23 protein-coding genes are annotated in these 25,950 nt (G+C 71.5%); 20 read left to right on the forward strand and 3 right to left on the reverse strand.

Going from position 1 to position 25,950, the window contains the following annotated elements; translation table 11 throughout:
- Positions 1 to 132: 132 nt before the first annotated feature.
- From D7I47_RS12110 to D7I47_RS12155, 10 genes are all read left to right on the forward strand, one after another.
- Entirely contained in the window at positions 133 to 1,359 is a 1,227-nt protein-coding gene (locus tag D7I47_RS12110; RefSeq protein WP_120763293.1) for a glycosyltransferase family 4 protein, read from the forward strand.
- Positions 1,343 to 2,290, forward strand: a complete 948-nt coding sequence (locus tag D7I47_RS12115) for a glycosyltransferase family 2 protein (protein WP_120763294.1) — start codon at positions 1,343 to 1,345, stop codon at positions 2,288 to 2,290. The genes D7I47_RS12110 and D7I47_RS12115 overlap by 17 nt, the downstream gene beginning before the upstream one ends.
- On the forward strand, positions 2,290 to 3,570 hold the full coding sequence (locus tag D7I47_RS12120) for a wax ester/triacylglycerol synthase domain-containing protein (RefSeq protein WP_120763295.1): 1,281 nt from the start codon (positions 2,290 to 2,292) through the stop codon (positions 3,568 to 3,570). The genes D7I47_RS12115 and D7I47_RS12120 overlap by 1 nt, the downstream gene beginning before the upstream one ends.
- Positions 3,567 to 4,142 carry an acyltransferase gene (locus tag D7I47_RS15235; protein WP_319592665.1) on the forward strand — a complete coding sequence of 192 codons (576 nt, stop codon included), beginning with the start codon at positions 3,567 to 3,569 and terminating at the stop codon, positions 4,140 to 4,142. Before D7I47_RS12120 ends, D7I47_RS15235 begins: the two co-directional genes overlap by 4 nt.
- On the forward strand, positions 4,139 to 5,074 hold the full coding sequence (locus D7I47_RS12130) for a glycosyltransferase family 2 protein (protein ID WP_120763296.1): 936 nt from the start codon (positions 4,139 to 4,141) through the stop codon (positions 5,072 to 5,074). The genes D7I47_RS15235 and D7I47_RS12130 overlap by 4 nt, the downstream gene beginning before the upstream one ends.
- A complete protein-coding gene (locus tag D7I47_RS12135; RefSeq protein WP_157981728.1) occupies positions 5,074 to 6,240 on the forward strand; it encodes a glycosyltransferase family 4 protein in 1,167 nt (388 codons plus the stop codon). The genes D7I47_RS12130 and D7I47_RS12135 overlap by 1 nt, the downstream gene beginning before the upstream one ends.
- Positions 6,241 to 6,270: 30 nt before the next feature.
- Positions 6,271 to 8,049 (forward strand): S8 family serine peptidase, encoded by a 1,779-nt coding sequence (locus D7I47_RS12140; RefSeq protein ID WP_120763298.1) that lies wholly within the window; start codon positions 6,271 to 6,273, stop codon positions 8,047 to 8,049.
- Positions 8,050 to 8,095: 46 nt separating this feature from the next.
- Positions 8,096 to 9,574 carry a right-handed parallel beta-helix repeat-containing protein gene (locus D7I47_RS12145; RefSeq protein ID WP_120763299.1) on the forward strand — a complete coding sequence of 493 codons (1,479 nt, stop codon included), beginning with the start codon at positions 8,096 to 8,098 and terminating at the stop codon, positions 9,572 to 9,574.
- Positions 9,575 to 9,803: 229 nt separating this feature from the next.
- The gene (locus tag D7I47_RS12150) at positions 9,804 to 11,162 is read left to right on the forward strand and encodes a UDP-glucose dehydrogenase family protein (protein WP_227000661.1); all 1,359 of its coding nucleotides are present in this window, start codon (positions 9,804 to 9,806) and stop codon (positions 11,160 to 11,162) included.
- A gap of 111 nt (positions 11,163 to 11,273) precedes the next feature.
- Positions 11,274 to 11,924: a DsbA family oxidoreductase gene (locus tag D7I47_RS12155; protein WP_120763300.1), complete on the forward strand. Its 651-nt coding sequence runs from the start codon at positions 11,274 to 11,276 to the stop codon at positions 11,922 to 11,924.
- A gap of 141 nt (positions 11,925 to 12,065) precedes the next feature.
- Here the strand turns inward: D7I47_RS12155 and D7I47_RS12160 are convergent, their stop codons facing one another.
- Positions 12,066 to 12,545, reverse strand: a complete 480-nt coding sequence (locus tag D7I47_RS12160; RefSeq protein WP_120763301.1) for an aminoacyl-tRNA deacylase — start codon at positions 12,543 to 12,545, stop codon at positions 12,066 to 12,068.
- A gap of 40 nt (positions 12,546 to 12,585) precedes the next feature.
- Here D7I47_RS12160 and dusB point away from each other — a divergent pair, with 40 nt between their 5' ends.
- Complete coding sequence (dusB, locus tag D7I47_RS12165) at positions 12,586 to 13,746, forward strand: tRNA dihydrouridine synthase DusB (protein WP_120763302.1); 1,161 nt, start codon at positions 12,586 to 12,588, stop codon at positions 13,744 to 13,746.
- Positions 13,747 to 13,783: 37 nt separating this feature from the next.
- The gene (locus D7I47_RS12170) at positions 13,784 to 14,986 is read left to right on the forward strand and encodes a deoxyguanosinetriphosphate triphosphohydrolase (protein WP_120763968.1); all 1,203 of its coding nucleotides are present in this window, start codon (positions 13,784 to 13,786) and stop codon (positions 14,984 to 14,986) included.
- A 9-nt stretch (positions 14,987 to 14,995) separates the two neighbouring features.
- Here D7I47_RS12170 and D7I47_RS12175 read toward each other — a convergent pair whose 3' ends face one another.
- Both D7I47_RS12175 and D7I47_RS12180 read right to left on the reverse strand, forming a co-directional pair.
- On the reverse strand, positions 14,996 to 15,649 hold the full coding sequence (locus D7I47_RS12175; protein WP_120763303.1) for a DUF4386 family protein: 654 nt from the start codon (positions 15,647 to 15,649) through the stop codon (positions 14,996 to 14,998).
- Positions 15,649 to 16,101: a hypothetical protein gene (locus D7I47_RS12180; RefSeq protein WP_157981729.1), complete on the reverse strand. Its 453-nt coding sequence runs from the start codon at positions 16,099 to 16,101 to the stop codon at positions 15,649 to 15,651. The genes D7I47_RS12175 and D7I47_RS12180 overlap by 1 nt, the downstream gene beginning before the upstream one ends.
- Here D7I47_RS12180 and D7I47_RS12185 point away from each other — a divergent pair.
- The 8 genes from D7I47_RS12185 (at position 16,084) to D7I47_RS12220 (ending at position 25,949) form a co-directional block, all read left to right on the forward strand.
- Positions 16,084 to 16,617 carry a hypothetical protein gene (locus D7I47_RS12185; protein WP_120763305.1) on the forward strand — a complete coding sequence of 178 codons (534 nt, stop codon included), beginning with the start codon at positions 16,084 to 16,086 and terminating at the stop codon, positions 16,615 to 16,617. The genes D7I47_RS12180 and D7I47_RS12185 overlap by 18 nt on opposite strands.
- Positions 16,618 to 16,627: 10 nt before the next feature.
- The gene (gene dnaG, locus D7I47_RS12190; RefSeq protein WP_120763306.1) at positions 16,628 to 18,514 is read left to right on the forward strand and encodes a DNA primase; all 1,887 of its coding nucleotides are present in this window, start codon (positions 16,628 to 16,630) and stop codon (positions 18,512 to 18,514) included.
- A 197-nt stretch (positions 18,515 to 18,711) separates the two neighbouring features.
- Complete coding sequence (locus D7I47_RS12195) at positions 18,712 to 20,337, forward strand: ABC transporter substrate-binding protein (RefSeq protein WP_120763307.1); 1,626 nt, start codon at positions 18,712 to 18,714, stop codon at positions 20,335 to 20,337.
- Between the two features lie 84 nt (positions 20,338 to 20,421).
- Positions 20,422 to 21,510 (forward strand): ABC transporter permease, encoded by a 1,089-nt coding sequence (locus tag D7I47_RS12200; protein ID WP_120763308.1) that lies wholly within the window; start codon positions 20,422 to 20,424, stop codon positions 21,508 to 21,510.
- Complete coding sequence (locus D7I47_RS12205) at positions 21,510 to 22,532, forward strand: ABC transporter permease (protein WP_120763309.1); 1,023 nt, start codon at positions 21,510 to 21,512, stop codon at positions 22,530 to 22,532. The genes D7I47_RS12200 and D7I47_RS12205 overlap by 1 nt, the downstream gene beginning before the upstream one ends.
- On the forward strand, positions 22,529 to 24,187 hold the full coding sequence (locus tag D7I47_RS12210; protein ID WP_120763310.1) for a dipeptide ABC transporter ATP-binding protein: 1,659 nt from the start codon (positions 22,529 to 22,531) through the stop codon (positions 24,185 to 24,187). Before D7I47_RS12205 ends, D7I47_RS12210 begins: the two co-directional genes overlap by 4 nt.
- Positions 24,184 to 24,984: an ATP-binding cassette domain-containing protein gene (locus D7I47_RS12215; RefSeq protein WP_120763311.1), complete on the forward strand. Its 801-nt coding sequence runs from the start codon at positions 24,184 to 24,186 to the stop codon at positions 24,982 to 24,984. The genes D7I47_RS12210 and D7I47_RS12215 overlap by 4 nt, the downstream gene beginning before the upstream one ends.
- Complete coding sequence (locus D7I47_RS12220; protein ID WP_120763312.1) at positions 24,981 to 25,949, forward strand: lactonase family protein; 969 nt, start codon at positions 24,981 to 24,983, stop codon at positions 25,947 to 25,949. The genes D7I47_RS12215 and D7I47_RS12220 overlap by 4 nt, the downstream gene beginning before the upstream one ends.
- Position 25,950: the final 1 nt, after the last annotated feature.

The following is a 25,950-nucleotide window of genomic DNA, read 5'->3' on the forward strand; positions in this document are numbered from 1 at the left end:
TCCACCTCGGCATGTTGCCGACATGTAAAACCTGCGCGAACGGAGGGCGACTTTCGCCCGGAGGGCTTGCGCGGGGCGTATGCCCCCCATAAGGGTGTCGATCATCACCTGATCCCGACGGAGGTGAGAGCCATGACGTCGAAACGCGGATCAGAGAGCAACGGTCGGCTTTCTGTCGTCTATTCGTTCCCGCACCCGCTTGGTGCGCCCGGAATCGGCTGGACGGCCTGGAACCAGGTCGTCGAGTTGGTGGCGGCCGGCCATGAGGTGCACCTGGTGACCTCGAGCGTCGCCCGGCCCGTGCCGGGCCTCGCCTCCTCCCAGCGCACCCTCGAGCTGGCCGGGCTGCGTGTGCCGCATCGGGCCGTCGGGCGTGACCGCGCGTTCCGGCATCACGACCGGATCGCGGCGGGTGTCGTACGCCGGGTGCGCCCGGATGTCGTGCACGGCTGGCCCCTCGCCGCGACGCGGACGTTCGCGGCCGCGGCGGAGGTGGGAGCGGCGAGCCTGCGCGAGGCGCCGAATACCCACACAGCACACGCCTTCGAGGTCGTCGCGGAGGAGTGCGCGCTGCTCGGCGTGGACCTCCCAGCGACCGCCTCGCACGCCGCGAACGCGGCACACCTCGCGATCGAGGAGCGGGAGTGGGCCGCCGCCACCGCGGTGCTCGCGCCGTCGGATGCCGTGGCGCGCAGCTTCGTCGAGCGCGGGCACGATCCCCGACGCCTCGTGCGGCACCGATACGGGGCGCGCGCGTCGGCACACGCGACGGTCGCATCCGCCCCGCCGCGGAGGCATGACGGGGGACCGGTCGTGCTCTTCCTGGGGCGTCTGGAACCGCGCAAGGGCCTGCACTACGCCTTGCGGGCGTGGTCGCAGTCGCTGCTGCGCGAGGCAGGCGGGCGGTTCGTGGTGCACGGGGAGGCGATCCCGTCGTACGCGACGCACCTCGCTCCTCTCCTGGAGCAGCCGGGCGTCGAGCTGCGCGGCTTCACGAGCGATCCGTCGGCGGCCCTCGCCGGTGCCGACGCGCTCGTGCTGCCCACGATCGAGGAGGGGAGCGCGCTCGTGACGTACGAGGCGCAGATCGCCGGCTGCATCCCGCTCGTGTCGAGTGCGGCCGGCGCCTACCTCGACCACGGCGTGCACGGTCTCGTGCACGCTCCGCGCGACGTCGACACCCTCTGTGCGCAGTTCGACCTGCTCGCCTCGGATCCCGCCGCGCGCGCCCGGATGTCGGCCGCCGCGGTCGCCCACGCCCCGGAGCTCAGCTGGGAGGCGGCGGGCCGCGCGCTCGTCGAGGCCTACCGCGAGGCGCTCGAACGGCGACGGGAGGTGGCGCATGCCGTCGCCGAGTGAGCTCGCGGTCGTCGTCTGTTCGCGCGAACGGGCGGGGATGCTCTCGGACGCGCTCGGCACGATCGTGCTGCACACGCCGCGCGAGGCGGAGATCCTCGTCGTCGATTCCGCGTCGACGAGTGCGGCGACGCGCGAGGCGGCGCATGCGGCGGGTGTGCGCTACGTGCGCACCGACACGAAGGGGCTCTCGATCGCTCGCAATGTCGGCATCTCGGCGACCGCACGGCCGTACCTGGTCTACACGGACGACGACTGCGTCGCGGTCGAGCGCTGGACCGAGGGCATCCTCGAACGGTTCGCCGACGAACGCGTGGGCGCGGTCACGGGGGAGATGATCGACCATACGGCCGTCGACCATTCGGCGCCTCTCGGGCCGACCCGTCACACCCGGGTGCTCGCGGGTCTGGACGCCGGTCATGGCGCGCTCATGGCATTCCGCCGCGAGGTGCTCGTGGAGCTCGGCGGATTCGACGAGGTGCTCGGCGCGGGCCGCCACCTCGCGGGTGCCGAAGATCTCGACATCTTCTGCCGCATCCTCGACGCGGGGTACGCCGTCGTGCACGACCCGAGCTGCATCGTGACGCATGTGCACACCCGAGACGACGACGCCTACGAGCACCTGTACCGGGGCTACGGCCTGGGGCTCGGCGGTCTCGTCGGCAAGTGGATGCGGCTGCGGCCGATCGTCGGGATGCGGATGTTCGTGACGCTCGCCGCCCGCACGCTGCGTCGAGCGGTGCGCAGCCGATCGGACGCACGACGCGGCCCGGCCGAGCGCGCGATGCTCGCGGGCATCATCTCCGGCATCCGGTCGAGCCGCCGTCTCGCGCTGGAGGGCGGCCGGTTCGTCGACGACGACCGTCCGGCGCCCATCGTCCTCGAGGAGGCGAGCCACCCGGCCGCCTCCGGCACGACGGAGGAGGGGAGCTGATGGTGCAGAAGCTGCCGGTCGAGCTCATGCGCACGCTCGACGAGAAGTTCATCGGCGACTGGGCGACGTTCCAGACGATGCGTCCCTGCGGGGCGCTGGTCGTCGCGGGTGAGACGCTGCGCACGGCAGAGGGGGCGCTCGACCATGCGGCCGCCATCGAGCACGTGCGTCACGTCGTCGCGCAGTGGCCGGCGCTCAGGATGCGAGTGCGGCCGATGCCGCTCGGGGTCACCACACCCGTGTGGGAGGCTTGCGAACCCGACCTCGCGTGGCACGTTCGCTTCCTCGACGAGTGCCCGCCTGAGCGCGTGGACGCCGTGCTCGGCGGGGCCGAGCACGGACTGCTCGAACTCGACCGTCCGTTGTGGGTCGTGCTCGTGGTGGGCCTGCCGGACGGCGATGTCGCCTTCGTGCCGCAGGTGCAGCATGCGCTCGGCGACGGGATCTTCGCGATGCGCTTCATCGAGCACCTCACCGCCGACGCCCCGTTCGACCCGCGCGAGACGCCGCCGCCCGAGCCGCTCGTCTCGCCACGCACGGCCGTGGGTGTGCTCGCCGCCGCCTTCGGCTCGTGGTGGCGGACACAGGGCTCCCTCCCGGCGGCGTGGCGCGAGTACACGCGCAAGTCCTTCGTGCGGCGCCTACGTCGTACGGGCGGGAGGATCCTGCGGCCGGGACGGATGCGTCGGCAGTCGACGACCCCGCCGCCGTCCCGCCACCATGCGTTCACGACGCTCGAGCTGCGGGAGGTGAAGCTCGCGGCGCGCGAGGCCGGCTGCTCCGTGCATGACGCCCTGGTGACGGGTGCTCTCCGCGCCGTCGACGAACTCGTGGCGCACGGCTCGGGCGCCGCGCTGCTCGTCCCGGTGTCGCGCCGCGCGGGTACGACGGGAGACGAGCGCAACAACATCTCCATGACGCGCGTGCAACTGCCGCCCGGAACCGAGCGCGCGGATGCCGTGGCCACGGTGGCATCGCAGGTCGCGGCTGCTGCATCGGGCGAGGGCGGTGCCGCCGTCGAGGGTCCCGCGCCCGGGTACGTCTCCTACCTCCCCTGGCGGGTACGACCGCGGTATGCGGGGCAGGCGCTCGTGCGCACCCTCGTGCTCTGGCCCGTGCTCGACCCGCGGCACGACTTCAGCGTCTTCGCGGGAAGCTACGCCGGCACCTTCTCGATCGCCGTCTCGGGCACCGAGGAAGCGACCGTGATCGCCCTCCGCGACCGGATCGCCGCCGAGCTGCTCGCGGCCGCACCCGCGCCGATCGAGGTACCCGCGTGAGCCGCGTCGGGGGTCTCCTGCAGTCCATGCTCGACGTCGGCACCTACCTGCAGGGCATCCGTCTCGCCCACTTCGCCTCCTATTCCCACGTGCGGCAGGTGCGCCTGCTCGAGCGCGGTGCGGACGTCTCCTTCGCGCCCAACGTGTCGTTCCGCAACGCGGAACGCATCCGGATCGGCGACGGCTCGCACATCGGCGAGTTCTCGATCGTCTGGGCGGGCAACTCGACCGGGCGAGTGACGCTCGGGCGCAAGGCGCTGCTCGCACCGCACGTCACGATCACCGCCTCCAACTACGGGATCGAGCGCGGTACGCCCGTCATGGACCAGCCCAAGGTGGAGCGCGACATCGTGATCGGCGACGACGTGTGGCTCGGCGCCAACGTCGTCGTGACCGCGGGGGTCACGATCGGCGACGGTGCGATCGTCGGGGCGGGCGCCGTCGTGACGCGGGATGTGCCCGCGTTCGCGATCGTGGGAGGGGTGCCCGCGAAGGTCATCGGCTGGCGACCCGAGGCCGCATCCGAAGCGGCGGCGGACGGCGAGTTCTCGACGGCGGAGCTCGGCGTATGAACCCCGCCGTCACGATCGTCATCGTGAACTTCAACACGGCGGAGGCGACGGCCGCGTGCGTGGACTCGGTGCTCGCCGAGGGGATGGATGCCGAGGTCGTGGTCGTCGACAACGGGTCACGCGACGGCAGCGTCGAGTTGCTCCGCTCGCGCTTCCCCGACGTCGAGGTCGTCGACACGGGGGAGAACCTGGGCTTCGCGGCGGGGGTCAACCGTGGTGCTGCGGCGGGATCCGGGGAGCGCATCCTGTTGCTGAACCCCGACACGATCGTCCATGCGGGTTCGCTTGACGCGCTTCTCGGGTTCGCCGACGCCCACCCCGCGTACCGCGTCTACGGCGGCCGCACGCTGCGCCCCGACGGCGAGCTCGACCCGAGCTCGTGCTGGGGTGAGCCGACCCTGTGGAGCCTCGTGTGCTTCGCCACGGGGCTCACGACCCTCTTCCACCGCTCTGCCCTGTTCGACCCCGAGTCGCTGGGGCGGTGGCAGCGCGACACCGTGCGCGAGGTCCCCGTCGTCACGGGATGCCTGCTGCTCATCTCCCGAGACGACTGGGAGCTGCTCGGCGGCATGGATGAGAGGTTCTTCCTGTACGGCGAGGACGCCGACTTCTCACGGCGCGCGCGCATGGCCGGGATGCGTCCGGTGATCGTCCCGGATGCCGTCATCGTGCATGAGGTGGGCGGATCGACCGCCTCGAGCGGGCGCAAGATGTGCCTCGTCATGGCGGGCAAGGCCACCGATGCGCGGCTGCGCTGGAGCCCGGGTCGCGCCCGCCTGGCGCTCGCGCTGCTCGCGGGTGGCGCAGGTCTGCGGGCGCTGCTCGGCAAGGACACGTGGCGCGAGGTCTGGCGACGACGCGCGGACTGGGAGCCGGGGTACCCCGCGGCGCGGGCGGCGTTGTTCTCCGCCGAGCGGTCGGTGGGCGTGTGATGACGATGCGCGTCGAGGCCGAGCCCGCCTACCGCACCGCGGCAGCGAACCCGTACAACGCCCTGCTCGCCGACGCGCTCGTCGAGCACGGGGCGCGGGTCCGGGATCTGAGCTATCTGCGGCTCGCGCTCGGACGCGCGGACATCGTGCATCTGCACTGGCCCGATCTCACATTCCTCTCGGGGCATCGAATGTCGATCGTGCGAGCTCGACTGTTCTTCTTCCGGAATGCGTTGCGGCTGGCGCGCTTGCGCGGCACCCGCTTGGTCTGGACCGTCCACAATCTCGAGTCCCACGAGAGCCGCGCGACGCCCGTGTTGCGCGAACGGCTGCACCGCATGCTCGTCGCCGAGCTCGACGGCCTGCTCGCCCTCTCGGCGTCGAGCCTCGAGCTCGCCCGGCAGCGCTATCCCGAGCTCGACGCCCTACCCGGCTTCGTGACCCCGCACGGCCACTACCGCGCCGCCTATGACTGGTCGCTCGACCGCGGCCGTGCGCGCGAACTGCTCGGCGTGCCCGCAGAGGGTCCCCTCGTCGTCACCGTCGGCCAGATCAGGCCCTACAAGAACATCCCCGCGCTGCTCGATGCCTTCTCCGATGTCGCGGTGTCCGGCGCGCGCCTCGTCGTCGCGGGGCGCCCTTCCTCGGCCGAGCTCGCGGAGGATCTGCGTGCGGCCGCGGACGGTGATCCTCGCGTGGTACTCGACCTCGCGTTCCAGAGCGACGAACGGATGGCGTGGTGGCTGCGCGCCGCGGACCTCGTCGTGCTGCCGTATCGTGCCGTGCTCAATTCGGGCTCGGCGATCCTCGCGCTCTCGGCGGACCGGCCCGTGCTGGTGCCGGATCTCGGATCGCTCACCGAGCTCGGCGAGCAACTCGGCGCCGCGTGGGTGCGTACCTTCCACGGTGAACTGAGCTCCGCCGAGCTGTCGGACGCCATCCGCTGGGCGACCGAGGCGGGCCGTCCCGTGACCGTAGACCTCGACCCCCTCGAGTGGGATACTGTCGCCCACCAGACACTCGAGGCCTACTCCGCGGTGCGCGAGCACCCCCGGATCCCCGTTTCGAGGCGGAATGTTCCACCTGAGAGACAATCCGCGACCGGCTCCCCGATAGTGCCGATTGCGGACGCGACCCTCGTCGCGTCACCGCACACCTCCCCGTGAGGCACAACCCGAACCCGATGGAGCCCCCTGATGACCGCTTTGCCGTACCCCCGCACACCCCGGGTCACCCTGCCCGGCATCCGCTCGATCTCGCTGACCCCCCGTCGGATCGCCCTCGTCGTCCTGCTCGCGCTCATCACCCTCGCAGCCACGATCGCCGGCGGCATCGCGACGGTCGCCCCGCCCCTCACGCTGCCCGCCGGGCGCTACATCGTGGCCTTCTCGGATGCGGCCGCCGCCGACCGCATCGCCGACGCCTTCACACTCGACCGTGAGCGCGAGTACTCCTCGGTGCAGGGCTACGCCGCCTACTTGACCTCGCAGCAGGCGACAGCCCTCTCGCGCGACGGTTCGGTGCGGGGTCTCTCGCTCGACCGCGTCGTCGTGGGCTACGCGCAGACCGTGACGCCCGTCCCCGGCGCCGTGGAGGCGGACGAGGCCCCCGTCTTCGCGGGTGACGGTGTGACCGACTACACAGGTCCCGCGGTCGCCGTCGTCGATTCCGGTGTCGACAGCCACCCCGACTACAACCTCGCGGGCGCCGTGAACTGCTACGGATCCGGCGGGGTCGGCGACGCCAATGGCCATGGCACCGGGGTCTCGGGCTATATGGCCGCGTACGACAATGCGATCGGCATCGTCGGGGTCGCGCCAGGAGCGCCGATCTACTCGGTGCGGGTGCTCGGCTCCAAGAACGACGGCACCCTGACGGGGCTCATGTGCGGTCTCGACTGGCTCGTGCAGCACCACGCGGAGTACGACATCAAGGTCGTCAACATGAGCATGGGCACCCCCGGCGCCGACGACGGCAACTGCGGCTACACGAACGGTGACGTCGTGCACCAGGTGATCTGCGAGCTGGCGGCGGACGGCGTCACGGTGGTCGCTGCAGCAGGCAACCAGAAGGTGGACTTCCGCAACCAGATCCCGGCCGCCTACGACGAGGTGCTCACCGTCACCAACTTCGCGGACTACGATGGCCGCCCGGGCGGTCTCGCCGCCGCTCCCTGCGACGCCGAGACACCTGACGACAGCTACGCCGTGACGAGCAGCTTCGCGGTGCTCGCCGCGGATGCCGCGCACACGGTGTCGGGCCCCGGGATGTGCCCCTTCACAACGAAGAAGGGAAACGGTTACGCCTACATCCAATCGGGTACGAGCATGTCGACCGCGGCGGTGAGCGGCGTGGTGCTCGACTGCCTCTCGACCGGCGGAGCGTGCGTCGGCAAGTCGAGTGCGGACATCATCCAGATCGTGCGATCTCAGGCCGCGGCCTCCGCGCTGCTGCGCGACCATCGCATCGTGGGCGACCCGTTGAACCCCGTCGCCGGGAAGTACTTCGGTTTCGCGGCCTCCGTCGTGCCGGTCGACGACGTCACTCCGACTCCCACGCCCACGGACACGCCCACGCCCACGCCGACTCCGACCGAGACTCCGAGTCCGAGTCCGACACCGACCCCGACTCCGACCGAGACGCCCACTCCGACTCCCACCCCGACCCCGACGCCCACCCCGGCGCCGGACACGCAGGCGCCCATCGTCTCGATCATCACCCCGACGAGCGGGCAGACCATCAGCGGCACCTTCACGGCCGCGGTCTCCGCATCGGACGACGTGGGGGTGACAGGGGTGTCGCTCTGGTCCGGATCCCAGAAACTCGGTGATGCGGTCTGGTCAGGGCAGTTCTGGGTGCTTACGGTGAATACAACTGCATATCGAAACGGCTCGTACCCGATCGTCGCGAAAGCTCGCGACGCGGCCGGAAACACCGGAAACAGTGCGCAGATCACGGTGGTGATCCGCAACTGATGATGAGGGGACGGGGGCGATCGGCGTGCACGATCGAAACAGCTGGATGCGCAATGGGCTGAGGGGGGCGGCACTCGCGGTGCTCGTGGGGGCGCTGCTCGTGCCGGCGGCGGGCACACAGGCTGCGCCCGCCGACCGGTACGCGGCGCCCGCGGGCAGCGGCACGGCGTGCACGTCGAGCGCGCCGTGCGCGGTGCCCGCGGCGATCGCGGGTGCGAGCGCGGGGGGACGTGTGCTGCTGACCTCCGGCAGCTACCCCGACCTCGTGGTGAGCGGGGGAGGCGGCACCACCGCGGCCCCTGTCACCGTGACCTCGGCATCCGGGGCCGCCGTGACGCTCACGCGAGTGCGCACGACGGCGCCCCACATCATCTGGAGCGGACTGAAGGTCACCACGACGTTCTATCTGAACGCCGGGTCGACGGGCTCGACCCTCACGGGGATGCACTTCGACGGGGGCGGGTTGTTCGTGCGGGCGGCGCAGGCGACGGTGACCGGGTCGCTGTTCGAGAACGGGCACTCGATCGACGGCATCCAGATCGGCAACGCCTCGGATGTACTCGTCGAGGGCAACACCGTGCGCGATTACGACCAGAGCATCGCCAACGGCTACCACGCGGACTGCGTCCAGATATTCGACAGCGTGCGCGTCACGGTGCGGGGCAACCGCTTGGGCGACTGCTACAACGCGGGCGTCATCCTCTCCCCGGGTGCGGGGAAGGGGATGACCGACATCGTCATCGAGTCGAACTTCATCCAGGGCTGCGTCGTCAAGACGACCCTGTGCGCGGGTGGGTCGGCAGTCGACCTGCGGCCGCCGAGTATCAGCGGGCTGGTGGTCCGCGGCAACACGATCCTAGACGGTTCCACGCGCCTGGTCGCCTCACCGGGGCTCGTCTTCGACCGCAACATCGTCGGCTACCTGTCCGATTGCGCGGCACCGGTCACGAACTCGGTGCTGCTGTCGTGGAACACGGCGGTCTGCGCTCGACCGGCGTCGCTGGGAGCCGCCGGCACGCGCTACGGCGTCGTCGACTTCCGCGATCGTTCGGCGGGCGACCTGCACCTCACGAACCCCACGCAGGCGCGGATCTCCCAGCTCGGCACGGTAGCCACCGCGGCACGGGACATCGACGGTCAGTCGGTCGATGTGCGGCTTGCGGGCGCGGATGCCGTGCCCGGGGCAAACCTCGGGGCGGTGCCGTCCCCGGTCCCCCCGACGAGCGGCGCGGGCGGAGGCGGGGGATCGAACTCGATCACCCTCACGGCCGACGCGGGGTCGAGTTCCGACATCCCGGGGATCGACGCGTACTTCGCGAGCAAGGGGATATCGTCGGCCGCATCGTTCTCGATCCCCGTCAGCGGGAAGGTCGTCGTGCGCGGCACCCGGGTGGCGAGCGGGTGGACCGTGGCCTGGAATCTCACCGGCGTCCCGCCCGCGAGCTACGCGACGACCGCGGTCGTCGTCTCGACGAGCGGGGCGACGACGAGCGTGCCCGTGACCGTTCGCGTCGTCGCGCCGTGACGGTGGAGAGTCGTGATCGTTAACGGCACGTAAAACCTCCCCGTTCGGGGGTCACGGGGGCTTGACGCTGGCAGCGCGCTGGTGCCACGGTGAAGCCCAGCAGCTGTTGGGCGGAGACCAGGATCCCACTCCCGGAATGTCACACCGTCCACGGTCGATGGGGATTGCGTCACCACCCCGATAGGTGGCGTCAGTTGAGACTCGGAAACTCCTGACGTGAGGACGTACCGTGACCACCATCCCCCCTGCTCCGCGTATCACCGTCATCGGGACCGGCTATCTGGGTGCCACCCAGGCGGTCTGCATGGCCCACCTCGGATTCGAGGTGCTCGCCGTCGATGTCGACCCCGGCAAGATCGAGGCGCTCGCCTCCGGTCGGCTGCCGTTCTACGAGCCCGGACTCGACACGCTGCTCGTCGACACCCTCGCCACCGGTCGGCTGCGCTTCTCCACGGACTTCGATGACGCCGCGGCGTTCGGCGACGTGCACTTCGTCTGCGTCGGCACCCCGCAGTCGAGCGGTTCGGATGCCGCCGATCTGCGTTACGTGGACGCCGCGTTCGGAGAGCTTGCCCGCCGCATCACCGGCCGCGCTCTGCTGGTGGGCAAGTCGACCGTCCCGGTCGGCACCGCCGATCGGCTCGCGGCGATGGTGAGGGAGATGTCGCCGGCAGGCGATGCGCTCGAGCTGGCCTGGAACCCGGAGTTCCTGCGGGAGGGCTACGCGGTCGATGACACGCTGCGCCCCGACCGCCTCGTGTTCGGCGTGACGAGCGCATGGGCGGAGCGGATGCTGCGCGAGGTCTTCGCGCCGCTCGTCGCGGACGGCGTCCCCGTCGTCGTCGCCGACCCGGCGACCGCCGAACTCGTCAAGGTGGCGGCCAACTCCTTCCTCGCCACCAAGATCTCCTTCATCAACGCGATGGCCGAGGTGTGCGAGGCCGCGGGTGCCGACGTCTCGCTTCTCGCGAAGGCGCTCAGCTACGACGATCGCATCGGCGGACGCTTCCTGAAGCCCGGCCTGGGATTCGGTGGAGGATGCCTCCCCAAGGACATCCGCGCGTTCCGTGCGCGAGCCGAGGAGCTCGGGGTGAGCGCCGCCGTCACCTTCCTCCACGAGGTCGACCAGATCAACCTGCGCCGGCGTTCGCGCACTGTCGACCTCGTGCGCGAACTGGCCGACGGCGAGTTGCAGGGTGTCCGCGTCGCGGCGCTCGGAGCCGCCTTCAAGCCCGACTCCGACGACGTGCGCGATGCCCCGGCCCTCGACGTGGCGCGCCTGCTCTATCTGGAGGGTGCATCCGTCGTCGTCTACGACCCGCAGGCGAACGCCAACGCGCACCGGGCATACCCCGACCTGGACTACGCGAGCTCGCTCGCGGAGGCCGTGAACGGCGCCGACGTCGTCGTGCTGCTCACCGAGTGGGCGGAGTTCGTCTCCGCCGACCCCGAGGACATGGGCGTACTCGTCGCCCATCGCCGTATCGTCGACGGCCGCAGCGCCCTCGACGTCGAGAACTACCGTGCCGCCGGCTGGGAGTACCGCGCTCTCGGCAGACCTGCAGAGGTCGGCGTGACGCGGTCATGAGGTTCCGCCGGGGTCCGGGGTTTATCGGGAACTCCGGCCCCCGGCGGACGTTCGCAGGCTACTGCAGGCCCTGCGGGAATAACAGGTAGACGACAGTGGTTCGTCTGTGTCGTGCCTGAACCTCTCAAGATCGACATCTGGTCCGACATCGCCTGCCCCTGGTGCTTCATCGGCAAGCGCCGTTTCGAGGCGGGAGCCGCCGAGGCGGGGGTGCCCGTCGAGATCGAGTACCACTCCTTCGAGCTCGCCCCCGACACCCCGGTCGACTTCGACGGCAGCGAGTTCGAGTTCCTGGCGCAGCACAAGGGCATTCCGGAGGCGACCGCGAAGCAGATGATCGAGCGGGTCACCGGCATCGCCTCCACGGTGGGGCTGAACTACGACTACGACGCACTGCAGCACACCAACACCGTCAAGGCGCACCAGTTGCTGCACTACGCGAAGCTGCGCGGACGCCAGCTGGAGATGAAGGAGCGCCTGCTCGCGGCGTACTTCGAGGAGGGTCGCCACGTGGGTCGCGTCGAGGATCTCGCCGACCTCGCGGCGGAGCTCGGCTTCGACCGCGACGACGTGGTCCGCTCGCTCGAGGCCGACGAGCACCTGGCCGACGTGCGTGAAGACCAGGCCGTTGCCCAGGAGTTCGGCATCCAGGGGGTGCCGTTCTTCGTCATCGACCGCAAGTACGGCGTCTCGGGCGCCCAGGAGCCCGGCACCTTCGCCGAGGTGCTGCGTCAGGTCGCGGCCGAGAAAGTCGACGCGTGAGCGGCCTCATCCCGCTCGGCGACCCGGACGCGATCGCCTGCGAGGGCGACGTCTGCGAGGTGCCGTTCGTTCGGGAGGACGACACGCCGCGCACGTCGCGCTGAACCGGCTGCGGGCGGCGTGTCGTCCTCCCGAACGGAATCAGCGCTGCGGGGCGGGCTCGCTGATGTCCGCGACGGTCGCGTCGAGGCCCGCGATGAGCGCGTCGGCCTCGACGAAGAGGCTCGCGCCATGCTCGCCCGCGCCCATCGAGACACGGCGGCCGACGATCCGCTCGTCGACGTAGACGGGCCACGCGGTGGTCGAGCCGAGCGGGGTGATCGTGCCGCGCTCGTAGCCGGTCGCCTCGAGGGCGAGGGATGCGTCGGGCAGCTGCAGCTTGTTGACGCCGACGAGCGCGCGCAGCTTCGGCCAGGAGATGACCCGGTCGCCGGGGATCTCCGCGAACAGGAAGGTGCCGTCGCTGCGCTTCACGACGAGCGACTTCACGATGTCGGCGGGCGTGATGCCGAGGATCGCGGCGGCCTCCTCGAGAGACGACGCAGCCTGCCGCTCGACGAACTCCACCTCGATGCCGCGCGCGGCCGCATCCGCCGCCACCCGATCGCGTCCTGCGCCCATGCCCGGCCTCCTCACGGCTCGATCTGAGAGAATCGAGAAGATGTCCACCCTATTCGCGCCCCCGGCACCCGCGCTGTCGATCGGCCCCCTGCGCCTCGACGTGCCCGTCGTGCTGGCGCCCATGGCGGGCATCACGAACACCGCGTTCCGGCGGCTGTGCCGCGAATACGGTGCCGGGCTCTACGTCTCCGAGATGATCACGAGCCGCGCGCTCGTCGAACGCACGCCCGAGTCGATGCGCCTCATCCGCCACCATGAGTCGGAGACGCCGCGTTCGATCCAGCTCTACGGAGTCGACCCGAAGACGGTCGCCGAGGCCGTCACGATGCTCGTCGCCGAGGACCGCGCCGACCACATCGACCTCAACTTCGGCTGCCCCGTGCCGAAGGTCACCCGCAAGGGCGGGGGAGCGGCGCTGCCGTGGAAGACCGAGCTCTTCCGCCAGATCGTCGAGGGGGCCGTGAAGGCCGCGGGCCCGCTGCCGCTCACCGTCAAGATGCGCAAGGGCATCGACTCGGACCACCTGACCTACCTCGAGGCGGGACGCATCGCCGAGGGTGCGGGCGTCGCCGCGGTCGCCCTGCACGCGCGCACCGCCGCCGAGTTCTACTCGGGCACCGCCGACTGGTCGGCGATCGCGAAGCTCAAGCAGACGGTCACGGGCGTGCCCGTGCTCGGCAACGGCGACATCTGGAGCGCCGCGGATGCCGTGCGCATGGTCGCCGAGACCGGGTGCGACGGCGTCGTGGTCGGCCGCGGGTGCCTCGGCCGTCCGTGGCTGTTCGGCGACCTGGCCTCCGCGTTCACGGGCGGTGGTCTGAAGGCGGAGCCGACCCTCGGCGAGGTCGGGGCGGGCTTCCGCCGCCACGCGGAGCTGCTCGTCGAGTTCTTCGACGGCGACGAGGGTCGCGCCTGCCGCGACATCCGCAAGCACGTCGCCTGGTACTTCAAGGGCTATGCCGTGGGCGGCGAGATCCGTGCCGCGCTCGCGCAGGCGTCGAGCCTCGCCGAGATCGACGAGCTGCTCGGCCGCCTCGATCCCGCCCAGCCGTACCCGGGCGCGGATGCGGAGGGCCAGCGCGGACGCGCGGGCACCCCCAAGCAGCCCGCCCTGCCGGACCGCTGGCTCGACTCGCGCGAGCTGCAGGAGACCCACCGGGCCGAGCTGACCGAGGCCGAGTTGGACACGAGCGGTGGGTGAGCTCGCGTCCGGCTACACGCCGGCCGACACCGAGCGCATGCTCCCCGAGGAGCACTCCTCCCGCCGCAGCGACTTCGCGCGCGACCGCGCCCGCCTGCTGCACTCGAGCGCGCTGCGTCGGCTCGCCGTGAAGACGCAGGTGCTGAGCCCCACCGCGGGCCTCGACTTCGCGCGCAACCGGCTCACCCACTCCCTCGAGGTCGCCCAGGTGGGCCGGGAGCTCGCGGTGAACCTCGGCCTCGACCCCGACGTGGTCGACACGGCGTGCCTCGCCCACGACCTGGGGCATCCGCCGTACGGCCACAACGGCGAGCGTGCGCTCAACGACTGGGCCTCCGACATCGGCGGCTTCGAGGGCAACGCCCAGACGCTGCGGCTGCTCACCCGGCTCGAGCCGAAGGTCTTCGACGCCGACGGTCGCGCCTACGGCCTGAACCTCACGCGTGCGAGCCTCGACGCGAGCTGCAAGTACCCCTGGCCCGAGCAGGACGGCATCCCCGACCCCTCCGGCCGCAGCAAGTTCGGCTTCTATGCGGACGACACGCCCGCCTTCGTGTGGCTGCGGGCCGGGGCGCCGGCGCGGGTGCGCTGCATCGAGGCGCAGGTCATGGACCTCTCCGACGACATCGCGTACTCGGTGCACGACTTCGAGGACGCCATCATCACGGGCTACCTCGACGTCCGCGCCCTCTCGGCACGCGTCGAGCACGACGCGCTCGTCGACAGCATGGTCGAGTGGATCGGCGGCGAGCTCGACCACGAGACGCTCATCGCGGCCTTCGACCGGCTCGACAGCCTGCCCGACTGGATCGACTCCTGGGACGGCTCGCGGCGCGACCAGGCCCGCCTCAAGAACCTCACCTCGCAGCTCATCGGCCGCTTCGCCGGGGAGGCCGTGCGCTCGACCCGTGAGGCGCATCCGCAGGGCGCGCTCGCGCGTTTCGGGGCGGATGTCGTGGTGCCGCTCGAGACGCGCGCCGAGATCGCGGTGCTCAAGGGCATCGTGGCGGCGAACGTCATGTCGACGAACGCCCGGAAGCCGATCTACGCACAGCAGCGCCGCATCCTCGCCGAGCTCGCCGACGCGCTGTGGGCGGATCCGAGCCACCTCGACGCGGGCTTCGCGGCCGATTTCGCCGCGGCCGGCGACGACGCCGCCCGCAAGCGGGTCGTCGTCGACCAGGTCGCCTCGCTCACCGACCCCTCGGCCAACGCCTGGCACGAGCGGCTGGTGCCCTGAGCCGTCCGCCTAGACGAGCAGCAGCACGCCGAGCGCGATGAGCCACGCCGACCAGAGGATGTAGCCGACCGGCACGAGGATCCCCGCGACGGTCCAGCCGCGGGGCTCGAAGGGCCCGACGAACTCGAGGGCGCCGACGAGCAGCATCGTGCCGATCACGACGCCCGCGATCACGGACCACAGCGGCAGGGCCCCGGCCGCGCCGATCGCGAGCAGGATCGTCCACAGGCCCGTGAAGAGGTAGCCGAGGTGCTCGCCGACCGCGACGCCGAGGTAGCGGTGGAACGACTGGAAGACGAGGTCGACGGTCCTCGGATCGGCGCCCGCGGCCGACTCGCGCGCGAGGTGCGGGACGAGGAACACCCAGCGCAGCAGCCCGAGGCCCTGCACGAGCGCGGCGAGCACGCCCACCACGAGCCCGAGCGCGGCGAGCGAGGGGTCGGCCACGAGCGCGGCGGCGAGCACCGGGATCGGCAGGAACGCGATCGCCGTGAGGGCGAAGAACCACCAGAGCAGCACGAGCCCCGAGCCGCCGGCGCGGAAGCGCCCGAGGATGACCTCGGTCGGCTCGCGCAGGATGCCCGGGTACGAGAACCGCCAGGCGAGCAGGCCGTAGGCGAGGTTGAACGCGAGCGGGATGGCGATGAGCAGCGCGGGCAGCATCACGCGGCCGCCGTGGTCTCGGGGGAGGCTTCGGGTGCCGCGGCGATGCGGGTGCCCGCCGTGAGACGCAGCACGACGGCGAGCGCGACGGCGAGCAGCAGCGAGCCCGTGGAGCCGAAGATGCCGAATCCCTGCTCGGCGTCGATCGCGAGCGCGAGGCTCACGCCCCAGGCGAGCGTCCAGCCGGCGGCGAGGAGCGGGATCCACGCCACGGCCCGCAGGGGCGCGCCGGCGATCGCCTGGGCGGCGCCGAGCACGGCGCCCGCGAGGGCCGCCCCGCCGAGCACGGCGGACGGCGAATCGGGCAGCAGCGCGGCGAGCGCGGCCGCGAGACCGTTGCCGACCGCGAGACCGAGCGCGGATGCCACCATCCAGCGGGCGGGCGGGCGTCGGAAGGCCCACGCCTGCGCGGCGCCCGGCTCGGGGCGTCGCCGATGGCGCTCTACACGCACGTCGCCTCGAAGGAGGAGCTGCTCGACCTCGTGCTGAGCGGGTACCTCGGCGAAATCGCGGGGGAGGACGATCCGACGCGCCCGTGGGATGAGGTGGTGGTGGAGGCGGCGCTGCGCCTGCTCGACCACCTGCGGGCGAACCCGTGGGCCGTTCCCGCGCTCTTCGCGCGCCCCGACCCGGGCCGCGGCGCGACCGCGGCGGGGGAGCTGTACCTCTCCGCAGCCCTGCGCGGCGGGCTCACGCACCGCGAGGCCGTGGAGCTGTTCACCGGCCTGCTCGCCCTCGTCTACGGAGCGGCGGGCTTCCTCGCGCCGGTCGTGCGCCCCGCCGCGCAGGATCGCGCGGCGGTCGCGGCCGTCATCCGTGCGGCGTCGGCGGAGGCGTATCCGGCCACGGCGGCGGTCGCCGACGAGCTCGTCGCCTACGGCTCGGACGAGCAGCTGCGCGCCATCGTCGAGGCCTACGTGCACGGTGTCGCACACCGGAGCGGGCGCGGCATCCGGGGCGGCTCCTAGAATCACAGGCATGCCCGGTCTCATTCGTCGAAGCGACATCGACGAGGTCCGGTCCCGGGTGAACATCGCCGACATCGTGGGCGACTACGTGACCCTCAAGTCGGCCGGCGTCGGCTCCCTCAAGGGACTGTGCCCCTTCCACGAGGAGCGCAGCCCGAGCTTCCACGTGCGACCGGGCGTCGGGCGCTACCACTGCTTCGGTTGCGGCGAGGACGGCGACGTCTTCACCTTCCTGCAGCGGATGGATCACGTGAGCTTCCAGGAGGCCGTCGAGCGGATGGCCGCGCGGGTCGGCATCGAGCTGCACTACGAGGACGGCGGCGGCCCGGCATCCGACCACGGCCAGCGGGCCCGGCTGCTCGCGGCCAACAAGGCGGCGGAGGAGTTCTTCCGCGCCCAGCTCGCCGAGCCCGGCGCGCAGCCGGGGCGCGACTTCCTGGGAGGGCGCGGCTTCGACCAGGCGGCGGCGGAGCGCTTCGGCGTCGGCTACGCGCCGAAGTCGTTCGACGCGCTCAAGAACGCGCTCGGGAGGCAGGGCTTCAGCGCCGAGGAGCTCACGGCCGCGGGCCTGCTCTCCACGGGCGACCGGGGCAACAGCTACGACCGCTTCCGCGGCCGGGTGATCTGGCCGATCCGCGACGTGACGGGCACCACCGTCGGCTTCGGCGCGCGCAAGCTGTTCGACGACGACCAGGGCCCCAAGTACCTGAACACCCCCGAGACGCCCGTCTTCCACAAGAGCCAGGTGCTCTACGGCCTCGACCTCGCACGTCGCGACATCGCCAAGGGCAAGCAGGTCGTCATCGTCGAGGGCTACACCGACGTCATGGCGTGCCATCTCGCGGGCGTCACCACCGCGGTCGCCACGTGCGGCACGGCGTTCGGCGTCGACCACATCAAGGTCGTGCGGCGCGTGCTGGGCGACGTCGAGAACGCGGACGCCACCTCGACGGGCGAGGTGGTCTTCACCTTCGACCCCGACGAGGCCGGGCAGCGGGCCGCGAGCCGCGCCTTCGCGGAGGAGCAGCGCTTCGCGGCGCAGACCTTCGTCGCCGTCGCCCCCGACAACCTCGACCCGTGCGATCTGCGCATCCACCGCGGCGACGAGGCGGTGCGCCAGCTCATCACGGGGCGCAAGCCCATGTTCGAGTTCATGATCCGTCGACGTCTCGCGGGTCACGACCTCGAGACGGTCGAGGGTCGGGTGGCGGCGCTCCGGGCCGCGGCCCCCGTCGTCGCCGGCATCCGCGACCGCTCGCTGAGCGTCGGCTACGTGCGCAACCTCGCGGGCTGGCTCGGCATGGACCCGACCGAGGTGGGCCGGGCGGTCACGAGCGCGGCGAACACGGCACAGCGTTCCGAGGCCCGCGTCGAGGGCCGCTCGGAGCGCCCCACGGGGGAGACGGAGGCGCCCGCGCCGCGCGAGGTGAGCCTCACCGAGCTGCCGACCGACCCGATCACCCGCATGGAGCGCGACGCGCTCATGGCGATCCTGCAGTATCCGGAGACCGTGGGCGCCGGTCTCGTCGGCAAGGCCGTCGAGGCGCGCTTCGCGAACGCGACCCTCGCGGTGGTGCGGGATGCCGTGCGCGCCAACCTCGAGCACCTGGGCGCGGGCGAGTGGTTGCAGCGCGTCGCGGACGACATGCCCGCGGGGCTCGGCACCCTCGTGACCCAGCTCGGGGTCGCACCCATCCCGGAGCGGCGGGAGCAGCTGACGAGCTACTGCCAGGGCGTGGTCACCTCGCTCATCGACCGCGACCTGCTGCGCCGCAAGGGCGAGGTGCTCGGCGCCATGCAACGCGCGCGTGCCGACGGCGACCACGAGCGCGAGCTCGCGCTCAGCCGCCAGTCGGCCGCGCTCGAGAGCGAACGGCGCGAGTTGCGCGGGGAGTGAGATCCGCCATCGGGATGCATGTTCTTGCATGGATCGCCCGCTCACGCAGGAAAACTGCGTCAATCGTTTCAATGCCGTAAACAAAGGGGCCACCGGGCGCCTCGTGGCAGGGCGGCCCCGTCCGCCGTGATAGACCTGATGGTCGGGCGACCACGGTCGTCCGTCCTTTCACATCCCAAGGAATGAGGTCCACGGACATGGCATCCGTCTCTCGCAAGACCCGCGTCCTCGCCGCCGTCGCACTCCCCGTGAGTGCTGCGATCGTGCTCGCGGGTTGCGCCTCCGACACCGACGACAACGGCGGTTCGGACGGCAGCAGCATCATCGTCGGCACCACCGACAAGGTCACCTTCCTCGACCCTGCCGGCTCGTACGACAACGGCTCGTTCGCCGTCATGAACCAGGTCTACCCCTTCCTGCTCAACTCCGTGCAGGGCACCTCCGACGTCACGCCGGACATCGCCGAGTCGGCCGAGTACACCGCCGAGGGCGAGTACACGGTCGTGCTGAAGTCGGGCCTGAAGTTCGCGAACGGCCACGACCTCACCTCCTCGGACGTGAAGTTCAGCTTCGACCGCCAGCTCGCGATCGCCGACGAGAACGGCCCGTCGTACCTCCTCGGCGCCATCGACAGCATCGACGCGCCCGACGACACGACCGTCGTGTTCCACCTCAAGAACGGCAACGACCAGACCTTCCCGCAGGTGCTCTCGAGCCCCGCCGCTCCGATCGTCGACGAGGAGGTCTTCTCGGCCGACGCGATCACGAGCGACGACGACATCGTCGCGGGCGAGGCCTTCGCCGGCCCGTACACGATCTCGAGCTACAAGTTCAACGAGCTCGTGACCTTCACGCCGAACGAGGAGTACCAGGGCAACCTGGGCGCCCCCGAGAACTCGGACGTCACCCTCAAGTACTACGCCGACGCCTCGAACCTGAAGCTCGACGTGCAGGAGGGCAACATCGACGTGGCGTACCGCAGCCTCTCGGCGACCGACATCGCCGACCTGCGCACGCAGGACTCGGTGAAGGTCGTCGACGGCCCCGGCGGCGAGATCCGCTACATCGTGTTCAACTTCAACACGCAGCCGTACGGCGCCTCGACCCCCGACGCCGACCCGGCGAAGGCTCTCGCGGTGCGCCAGGCGATCGCGGATGTCGTCGACCGCTCGGAGATCGCGACGCAGGTCTACAAGGACACCTACACGCCGCTGTACTCTTACGTGCCGCAGGGTCTGACCGGTGCCACCGAGGTCCTCAAGGACCTCTACGGCGACGGTGACGGCGGCGCGGACGTCGACAAGGCGAAGGCGACCCTCGAGGCCGCCGGCGTCGCGACCCCGGTCGAGATCAACCTCCAGTACAACCCCGACCACTACGGCGAGTCGTCCGCCGACGAGTACGCGCTCGTCAAGGACCAGCTCGACTCGAGCGGCCTCTTCACCGTCAACCTCGGCTCGACCGAGTGGACGCAGTACTCGAAGGACCGCACGGCCGACCTGTACCCGCTGTACCAGCTCGGCTGGTTCCCGGACTACTCGGACGCGGACAACTACCTCACGCCGTTCTTCGCGACCGACAACTTCCTCGCGAACCACTACAGCGACTCCGAGGTGGACGGACTGATCGTCCAGCAGCAGACCGAGACCGACCCCGACGCGCGCGCCGCGATCCTCGAGGACATCCAGGCCAAGGTGGCCGCCCAGCTGTCGACCCTGCCGCTCCTGCAGGGCGCGCAGACGGCGATCACGGGCAAGGACGTCTCGGGCGCGGTGCTCGACGGCTCGTTCAAGTTCCGCTTCGGTAGCCTGACCAAGGGCTGAGCGAAGCCGGATACGTCCGCACACGGAACGGGGCGGCCACTCGCTGGCCGCCCCGTTCTCGTGGCATCGAGGGAGATTCACGACATGACGACCGTCACCGCCCCGTCCGCGCCGCCCGGCGCGGGGACCGCGGGCATCCGGCGAGCGCGAGGCGGCGGCTTCTGGCGCTACCTGCTCGTGCGCTTCCTGCTGATCTTCCCGACGATCTTCATCCTCGTGACGCTCGTCTTCTTCCTCATGCGGCTCACGGGCGACCCCATCACCGCCTCGCTCGGCGACCGCCTCACCCCCGACCAGCTCGCCGAGCGCATCCACGAGGCGGGCTACGACCGGCCGATCATCGTGCAGTACCTCGAGTACCTCGGGCGGGTCTTCACGGGCGACTTCGGCAGCTCGATCACCGACGGCCGCCCGATCACCGAGATCCTCTGGACCTACGGTTCGGCGACGCTCGAGCTCGTCTTCTACTCGCTCATCGTCGCCTTCCTCGTCGGCATCCCGCTCGGCATGGTCGCCGCGTACTTCCGCGATCGCTGGGGGGATGCGGCGCTGCGCGTGTTCGCGATCCTCAGCTACGCGACGCCCGTGTTCTTCGCGGGCCTCGTGCTCAAGCTCGTCTTCTCCGTGTGGCTCAAGGTGCTGCCCGTCGCGGGGCGGGCGTCGACGCGCACCGAGATCAAGTTCCAGCAGCTCGACGACCCGACGGGCATCTACCTCATCGACGCGATCCGCACGGGCAGCGCCGCCGCGATCGGCGACGTGCTCGTGCACGCGGTGCTCCCGGCGCTCGCGCTCGGCCTGCTGACGGCGGGCGTCTTCCTGCGGCTCGTGCGCACCAACGTCATCGGCACGCTCTCCCGGGACTACGTGGATGCCGCCCGCTCGCGCGGCGTCCGCGAGTACCGCCTCGTGCGCCGCCACGCGCTCAAGCCCGCGCTCGTGCCCATCATCACGGTCATCGGCCTGCAGATCGCCCTGCTGCTCGGCGGCGCGGTGCTCACCGAGACGACCTTCGAGTGGAAGGGTCTCGGCTTCCAGTTGGCCTACTACCTCTCCAAGCGCGACTTCGTGGCGGTGCAGGGCATCGTCGCGCTGCTCGCGGTGATCGTCGCCCTCACGAACTTCATCGTCGACATCGTGGCGGCGATCCTCGACCCCCGGGTGAGGTACTGATGACCGCGACGACCCCGACCCCCGCATCCGCTCGCGTCCGCCCGCGGTGGTGGCGCCGGCTGCCCGTGCTGCAGCAGCTCCAGCAGAGCGTGGGCCTGCAGCGCGGCATGCTGCTCACCGGCCTCGTCATCACGACGATCTTCGTGATCGTCGCGATCCTCGCGCCGCTGCTCGCGCCGTACGGCTACAACCAGCTGCGCGGGCCCGACGGTCTCTTCGGCGCCCAGCAGCCGCCGAGCTCCGACCACCTGCTGGGCACCACCGTCGGCGGCTACGACGTGCTCTCGCGCGTGCTCTGGGGGGCGCAGACCGCGCTGCTCGTGATCATCGTCGCGATCGTGCTCTCGGTGTTCCTGGGCGTCGCGCTCGGCCTGCTCACGGGCTACCTCGGCGGATGGTTCGACCGCATCACGATCGTCATCGCGGATGCGATCTACGCCTTCCCGAGCCTCCTGCTCGCGATCGTCGCGGCCATCGTCATCTCGGGCGGCCAGTCGAGCCTCTGGGGCGGCATCCTCGCGGCGGCGATCTCGATCACGGTCGTGTTCATCCCGCAGTACCTGCGGGTCGTGCGTGCGGAGGTGCTGCGGGTCAAGTCGGAGGCGTTCGTGGAGTCGGCGAAGGTCGTCGGGGCCTCCACGGGTCGGATCATGTTCCGTCACGTGCTGCGCAACTCGACCCGCACGCTGCCGCTCATCGTCACGCTCAACAGCTCGGAGGCGATCCTGACGCTCGCCGGGCTCGGCTTCCTCGGCTTCGGCATCGAGCCGAGCGCCGCCGCCGAGTGGGGGTACGACCTCAACAAGTCGCTCTCCGACGTCACGAGCGGCATCTGGTGGACCTCGATCTTCCCGGGCCTCGCGATCGTGCTCGTCGTGCTCGGCATCACGCTCATCGGCGAGAGTCTCAACGACCTGGCGGATCCTCGCCTGCGGGCGAGGCGCAAGCCCGCCGTCACGCCGGCGCAGGCGGTGGCCGCCGCGGAGCCCGCGGCCCGTGAGGAGCTGGGGGACGTGCAGTGAACGCGCGCGAAGCGGCCGTCGACATCCGCGACCTCCGGGTCACCTTCGACACCGACGGCGGAACCGTGCAGGCCGTGCGGGGGGTGGACCTCGAGGTCGCGCCGGGGGAGGTGCTCGCGATCGTCGGCGAGTCGGGCTCCGGCAAGACCGTGACGGCCCGCAGCATCCTGCGCCTGCTGCCCGAGACGGCCACCGTGCGCGGTGCCGTCATGGTGGGTGCCGAGGATGTCGTGACCCTCGACGCGCGCCGCCTGCGCGAGCTGCGCGGCACCGCGGCCGCGATGATCTTCCAGGAGCCGTCGACGGCGCTCAACCCCGTCTACACGGTCGGCTGGCAGCTCGCCGAGGGCCTGCGGGCGCACGGGAAGTACTCGAAGAAGCGCGCGCGGGCGCACGCGATCGAGATGCTGCGCAAGGTCGGCATCCCGCATCCCGAGCAGCGCGTCGACGACTACCCGCACCAGTTCTCGGGCGGACAGAAGCAGCGCATCGTGATCGCGATGGCGCTCGCGCTCGACGCCTCGGTGCTCATCGCCGACGAGCCGACGACGGCGCTCGACGTGACGGTGCAGGCCGAGATCCTCGAGCTGCTGCGGCGCTGCCGTGACGAGTTCGGCACGGCGATCGTGCTCATCACGCACAACATGGGCGTCGTCGCCGACCTCGCGGACCGCGTGGCGGTCATGTTCCAGGGCGAGGTCGTCGAGACCGCGCCGGTGCGCGAGCTCTTCGAGACGCCCCGCCACGACTACACGAAGAAGCTGCTCGCGGCGGTGCCGCGCGTCGAGCTCACCGAACGCGCCGCCCCTCCCGCGGTCGAGGGCGGAGCCGTCGTCGAGGCGGTGGGGCTCGAGATCGAGTACCCGGGCCGGTTCGGGCGCAAGCCCTTCCTCGCGGTGCGCGGGATCGACCTGAGCATCGCACCCGGCGAGGTCGTGGGCCTCGTCGGCGAGTCCGGCTCCGGCAAGACGACGATCGGCCGGGCCATCGCGGGCCTCACGCCCGTCACGGGCGGGTCGCTGCGGGTGCTCGGCACCGAGATGCTCGGGGTCAAGGAGCGGGCGTTCCGCGCCCGTCGCCGCGAGCTCGGCTTCGTCTTCCAGGACCCCGCGACGAGCTTCAACCCGCTGCTCACGATCGCCGACTGCGTCGCCGAGCCGCTCGTCGTGCACGGCGTCGCGAGCTCGCCCGCCGACGCGCGCGCCCGGGTCGACGAGCTGCTCGAGGCCGTGCAGCTCGGCGGCGCGTACGGCGACCGCTACCCGCACGAGCTCTCCGGTGGGCAGCGGCAGCGCGCGAGCCTCGCGCGCGCCCTCGCGCTCGACCCGAAGCTGCTCATCGCCGACGAGCCGACGAGCGCGCTCGACGTCTCCGTGCAGGCGCGTGTGCTCGAACTCTTCGAGGAGCTGCAGGGGCGCTTCGGCTTCGCCTCGCTGTTCATCACCCACGACCTCGCGGTCGTGGACCGGGTGGCGCACCGCGTGGTCGTGCTGCACCACGGCGACGTCGTCGAGCAGGGCGACACGCGCGAGGTGCTGGGAGCGCCGCGTGACCCGTACACCCGACGCCTGCTGGCATCCCTTCCGGTGCCGGACCCCGTCGAGCAGGCTGCGCGCCGCGCCGCGCTGGCATCCCTGCCAGAATCGGAGGCATGACGAGGAGCCACGTCCCCGCCGAGCTGGCGGTGCTCGCCGACGACCTGACGCTGTTCTACGGGCACGACGAGCTCCCCGCGATCAACGGGGTGTCGTTCCAGATCGCGGCGGGCGAGACGCTCGGGCTCATCGGCGAGGCGGGCTCCGGCAAGTCGACCCTGGCGCGCGCGGTCGCCTCGCAGCTCGCACCGGGGGAGCGCGAGGCGCCCGTCATCGCCCGTGGCCGCCTCACGGTGCTCGGGCGCGAGCTGCGCGGCGCGAGTCGGCGTCGGCGCGACGCGCTCGCCCTGCGGGTCGGCTACCTCCCGCAGGACGGCGGATCCTCGCTGCAACCCCACCTGACCGTCGGCGAGAACGTCGCCGAGCCGATCTTCCAGCGCGACAAGCACTTCGACCGCCTCGAGGCCGGCACCGCCGTCGCGGGGCTCGTCGACGCGGTGCGGCTGCCGCTCTCGGTCATGGAGAAGTTCCCGCACGAGCTGAGCCGCGGCCAGCGCCAGCGCATCGCCCTGGCGCGCTCGCTCGTGCTCGAGCCGGAGCTGCTCGTCGCCGACGACCCGACGATGGGCGTCGACGTGCTGGTGCGCGGTCCGATTCTGCAAGTGGTCGCCGAGTTGCAGAAGGAGCTCGGCTTCAGCGCGCTCATCGTGGGGCACGACCTGCGCGAGCTGCGCACCGTGGTCGACCGCATCGCCGTGCTGCACGCGGGGCTCATCGTCGGCTACGGCTCGGTGGACGAGGTGCTCGCGAACCCGCTGCACGGCTATGTGCAGCGGCTCGCGGAGCTCGGCGCGTGAGCGCGCTGCTCGTCGGCGGCTACGGGCCCGACATGGGCGGCGCGGGCCGCGGCATCGTCACGGCATCCGCGGGGCTTCCGGGCGGGGTCGAGCTGATCGCCGAGTGCCCCTCGCCGTCGTGGCTGACGGTGCGCGGCGACCGCCTGGTCGCGACCCTCGAGGGCGAGGGCGGCCTCGCCTGGTTCGTGCGCACGGACGCCGGCTGGGCCCCGGACGGCGTGGTCGCGACGGGCGGTCACTGGCCCTGCCACGCCGCGTTCCTCGACGATGACACGGTCGCGGTGGCCTGCTACGGCGACGGCGCAGTCGTGGTGGTGCGGCACGGTGAGGAGGCGCCGCTCCAACGTCTGGAGGGCACCGGCTCCGGCCCGCTGCCCGCTCAGGAGGGTCCGCACGCCCACCACGTGCATGTGCTGCCCGACGGGCGCGTGCTGACCCTCGACCTCGGCGCCGATCGCCTCCACGTGCACCGCCGCACCGAAGACGGACTGCTCGAGCGCATCGACTCGCTGCCGCTGCCCGAGGGCACCGGGCCGCGCGACCTCCTCGCGCTGCCCTCCGGCGAGCTCGCCCTGCTCGGCGAGTGGAGCTGCGAACTGCTCATCCTCGACCCGGCGGGCGTCGAGTTCGAGATCGTGCAGATCCTCGCGCTGCCGGGCGCGACGCCCGGAGCCGACCAGGCCGCCGCCCTCGGCCTCTCGGCGGACGGACGCCACCTCTACGCGGGGCTGCGGGGTGCCGACCTCGTCGCGGTCGTGTCCCTCGACGCCGACGGTGCGCGTCCGCTCGGCGCCGTGCCCTCGGGCGGCGCCTGGCCGCGGCACCTGCTCGTCGACGGCGAGCTGCTGCACGTCGCGAACCAGCGCTCCGACCGCGTCTCGACGTTCCGGATCGGGGCGGACGGCATCCCGGAGCCGCTCGGCGAGACCGCCGTCGCCGCGCCCACCTGCCTCGCCCGCGCGTAGC

It is taken from the genome of Protaetiibacter intestinalis, from assembly GCF_003627075.1.
In the GTDB taxonomy this organism is placed as follows: domain Bacteria; phylum Actinomycetota; class Actinomycetes; order Actinomycetales; family Microbacteriaceae; genus Homoserinibacter; species Homoserinibacter intestinalis.

Bases quoted from the DNA above. Each gene is read 5' to 3' on its own strand.
- D7I47_RS12110 (WP_120763293.1), top strand. From the start codon at position 133: ATGACGTCGAAACGCGGATCAGAGAGCAACGGTCGGCTTTCTGTCGTC.
- D7I47_RS12115 (WP_120763294.1), top strand. From the start codon at position 1,343: ATGCCGTCGCCGAGTGAGCTCGCGGTCGTCGTCTGTTCGCGCGAACGG.
- D7I47_RS12120 (WP_120763295.1), top strand. From the start codon at position 2,290: ATGGTGCAGAAGCTGCCGGTCGAGCTCATGCGCACGCTCGACGAGAAG.
- D7I47_RS12130 (WP_120763296.1), top strand. From the start codon at position 4,139: ATGAACCCCGCCGTCACGATCGTCATCGTGAACTTCAACACGGCGGAG.
- D7I47_RS12135 (WP_157981728.1), top strand. From the start codon at position 5,074: ATGACGATGCGCGTCGAGGCCGAGCCCGCCTACCGCACCGCGGCAGCG.
- D7I47_RS12140 (WP_120763298.1), top strand. From the start codon at position 6,271: ATGACCGCTTTGCCGTACCCCCGCACACCCCGGGTCACCCTGCCCGGC.
- D7I47_RS12145 (WP_120763299.1), top strand. From the start codon at position 8,096: ATGCGCAATGGGCTGAGGGGGGCGGCACTCGCGGTGCTCGTGGGGGCG.
- D7I47_RS12160 (WP_120763301.1), bottom strand. From the start codon at position 12,545: ATGGGCGCAGGACGCGATCGGGTGGCGGCGGATGCGGCCGCGCGCGGC.
- dusB (WP_120763302.1), top strand. From the start codon at position 12,586: ATGTCCACCCTATTCGCGCCCCCGGCACCCGCGCTGTCGATCGGCCCC.
- D7I47_RS12170 (WP_120763968.1), top strand. From the start codon at position 13,784: ATGCTCCCCGAGGAGCACTCCTCCCGCCGCAGCGACTTCGCGCGCGAC.
- D7I47_RS12175 (WP_120763303.1), bottom strand. From the start codon at position 15,649: ATGCTGCCCGCGCTGCTCATCGCCATCCCGCTCGCGTTCAACCTCGCC.
- D7I47_RS12185 (WP_120763305.1), top strand. From the start codon at position 16,084: ATGGCGCTCTACACGCACGTCGCCTCGAAGGAGGAGCTGCTCGACCTC.
- dnaG (WP_120763306.1), top strand. From the start codon at position 16,628: ATGCCCGGTCTCATTCGTCGAAGCGACATCGACGAGGTCCGGTCCCGG.
- D7I47_RS12195 (WP_120763307.1), top strand. From the start codon at position 18,712: ATGGCATCCGTCTCTCGCAAGACCCGCGTCCTCGCCGCCGTCGCACTC.
- D7I47_RS12200 (WP_120763308.1), top strand. From the start codon at position 20,422: ATGACGACCGTCACCGCCCCGTCCGCGCCGCCCGGCGCGGGGACCGCG.
- D7I47_RS12205 (WP_120763309.1), top strand. From the start codon at position 21,510: ATGACCGCGACGACCCCGACCCCCGCATCCGCTCGCGTCCGCCCGCGG.
- D7I47_RS12215 (WP_120763311.1), top strand. From the start codon at position 24,184: ATGACGAGGAGCCACGTCCCCGCCGAGCTGGCGGTGCTCGCCGACGAC.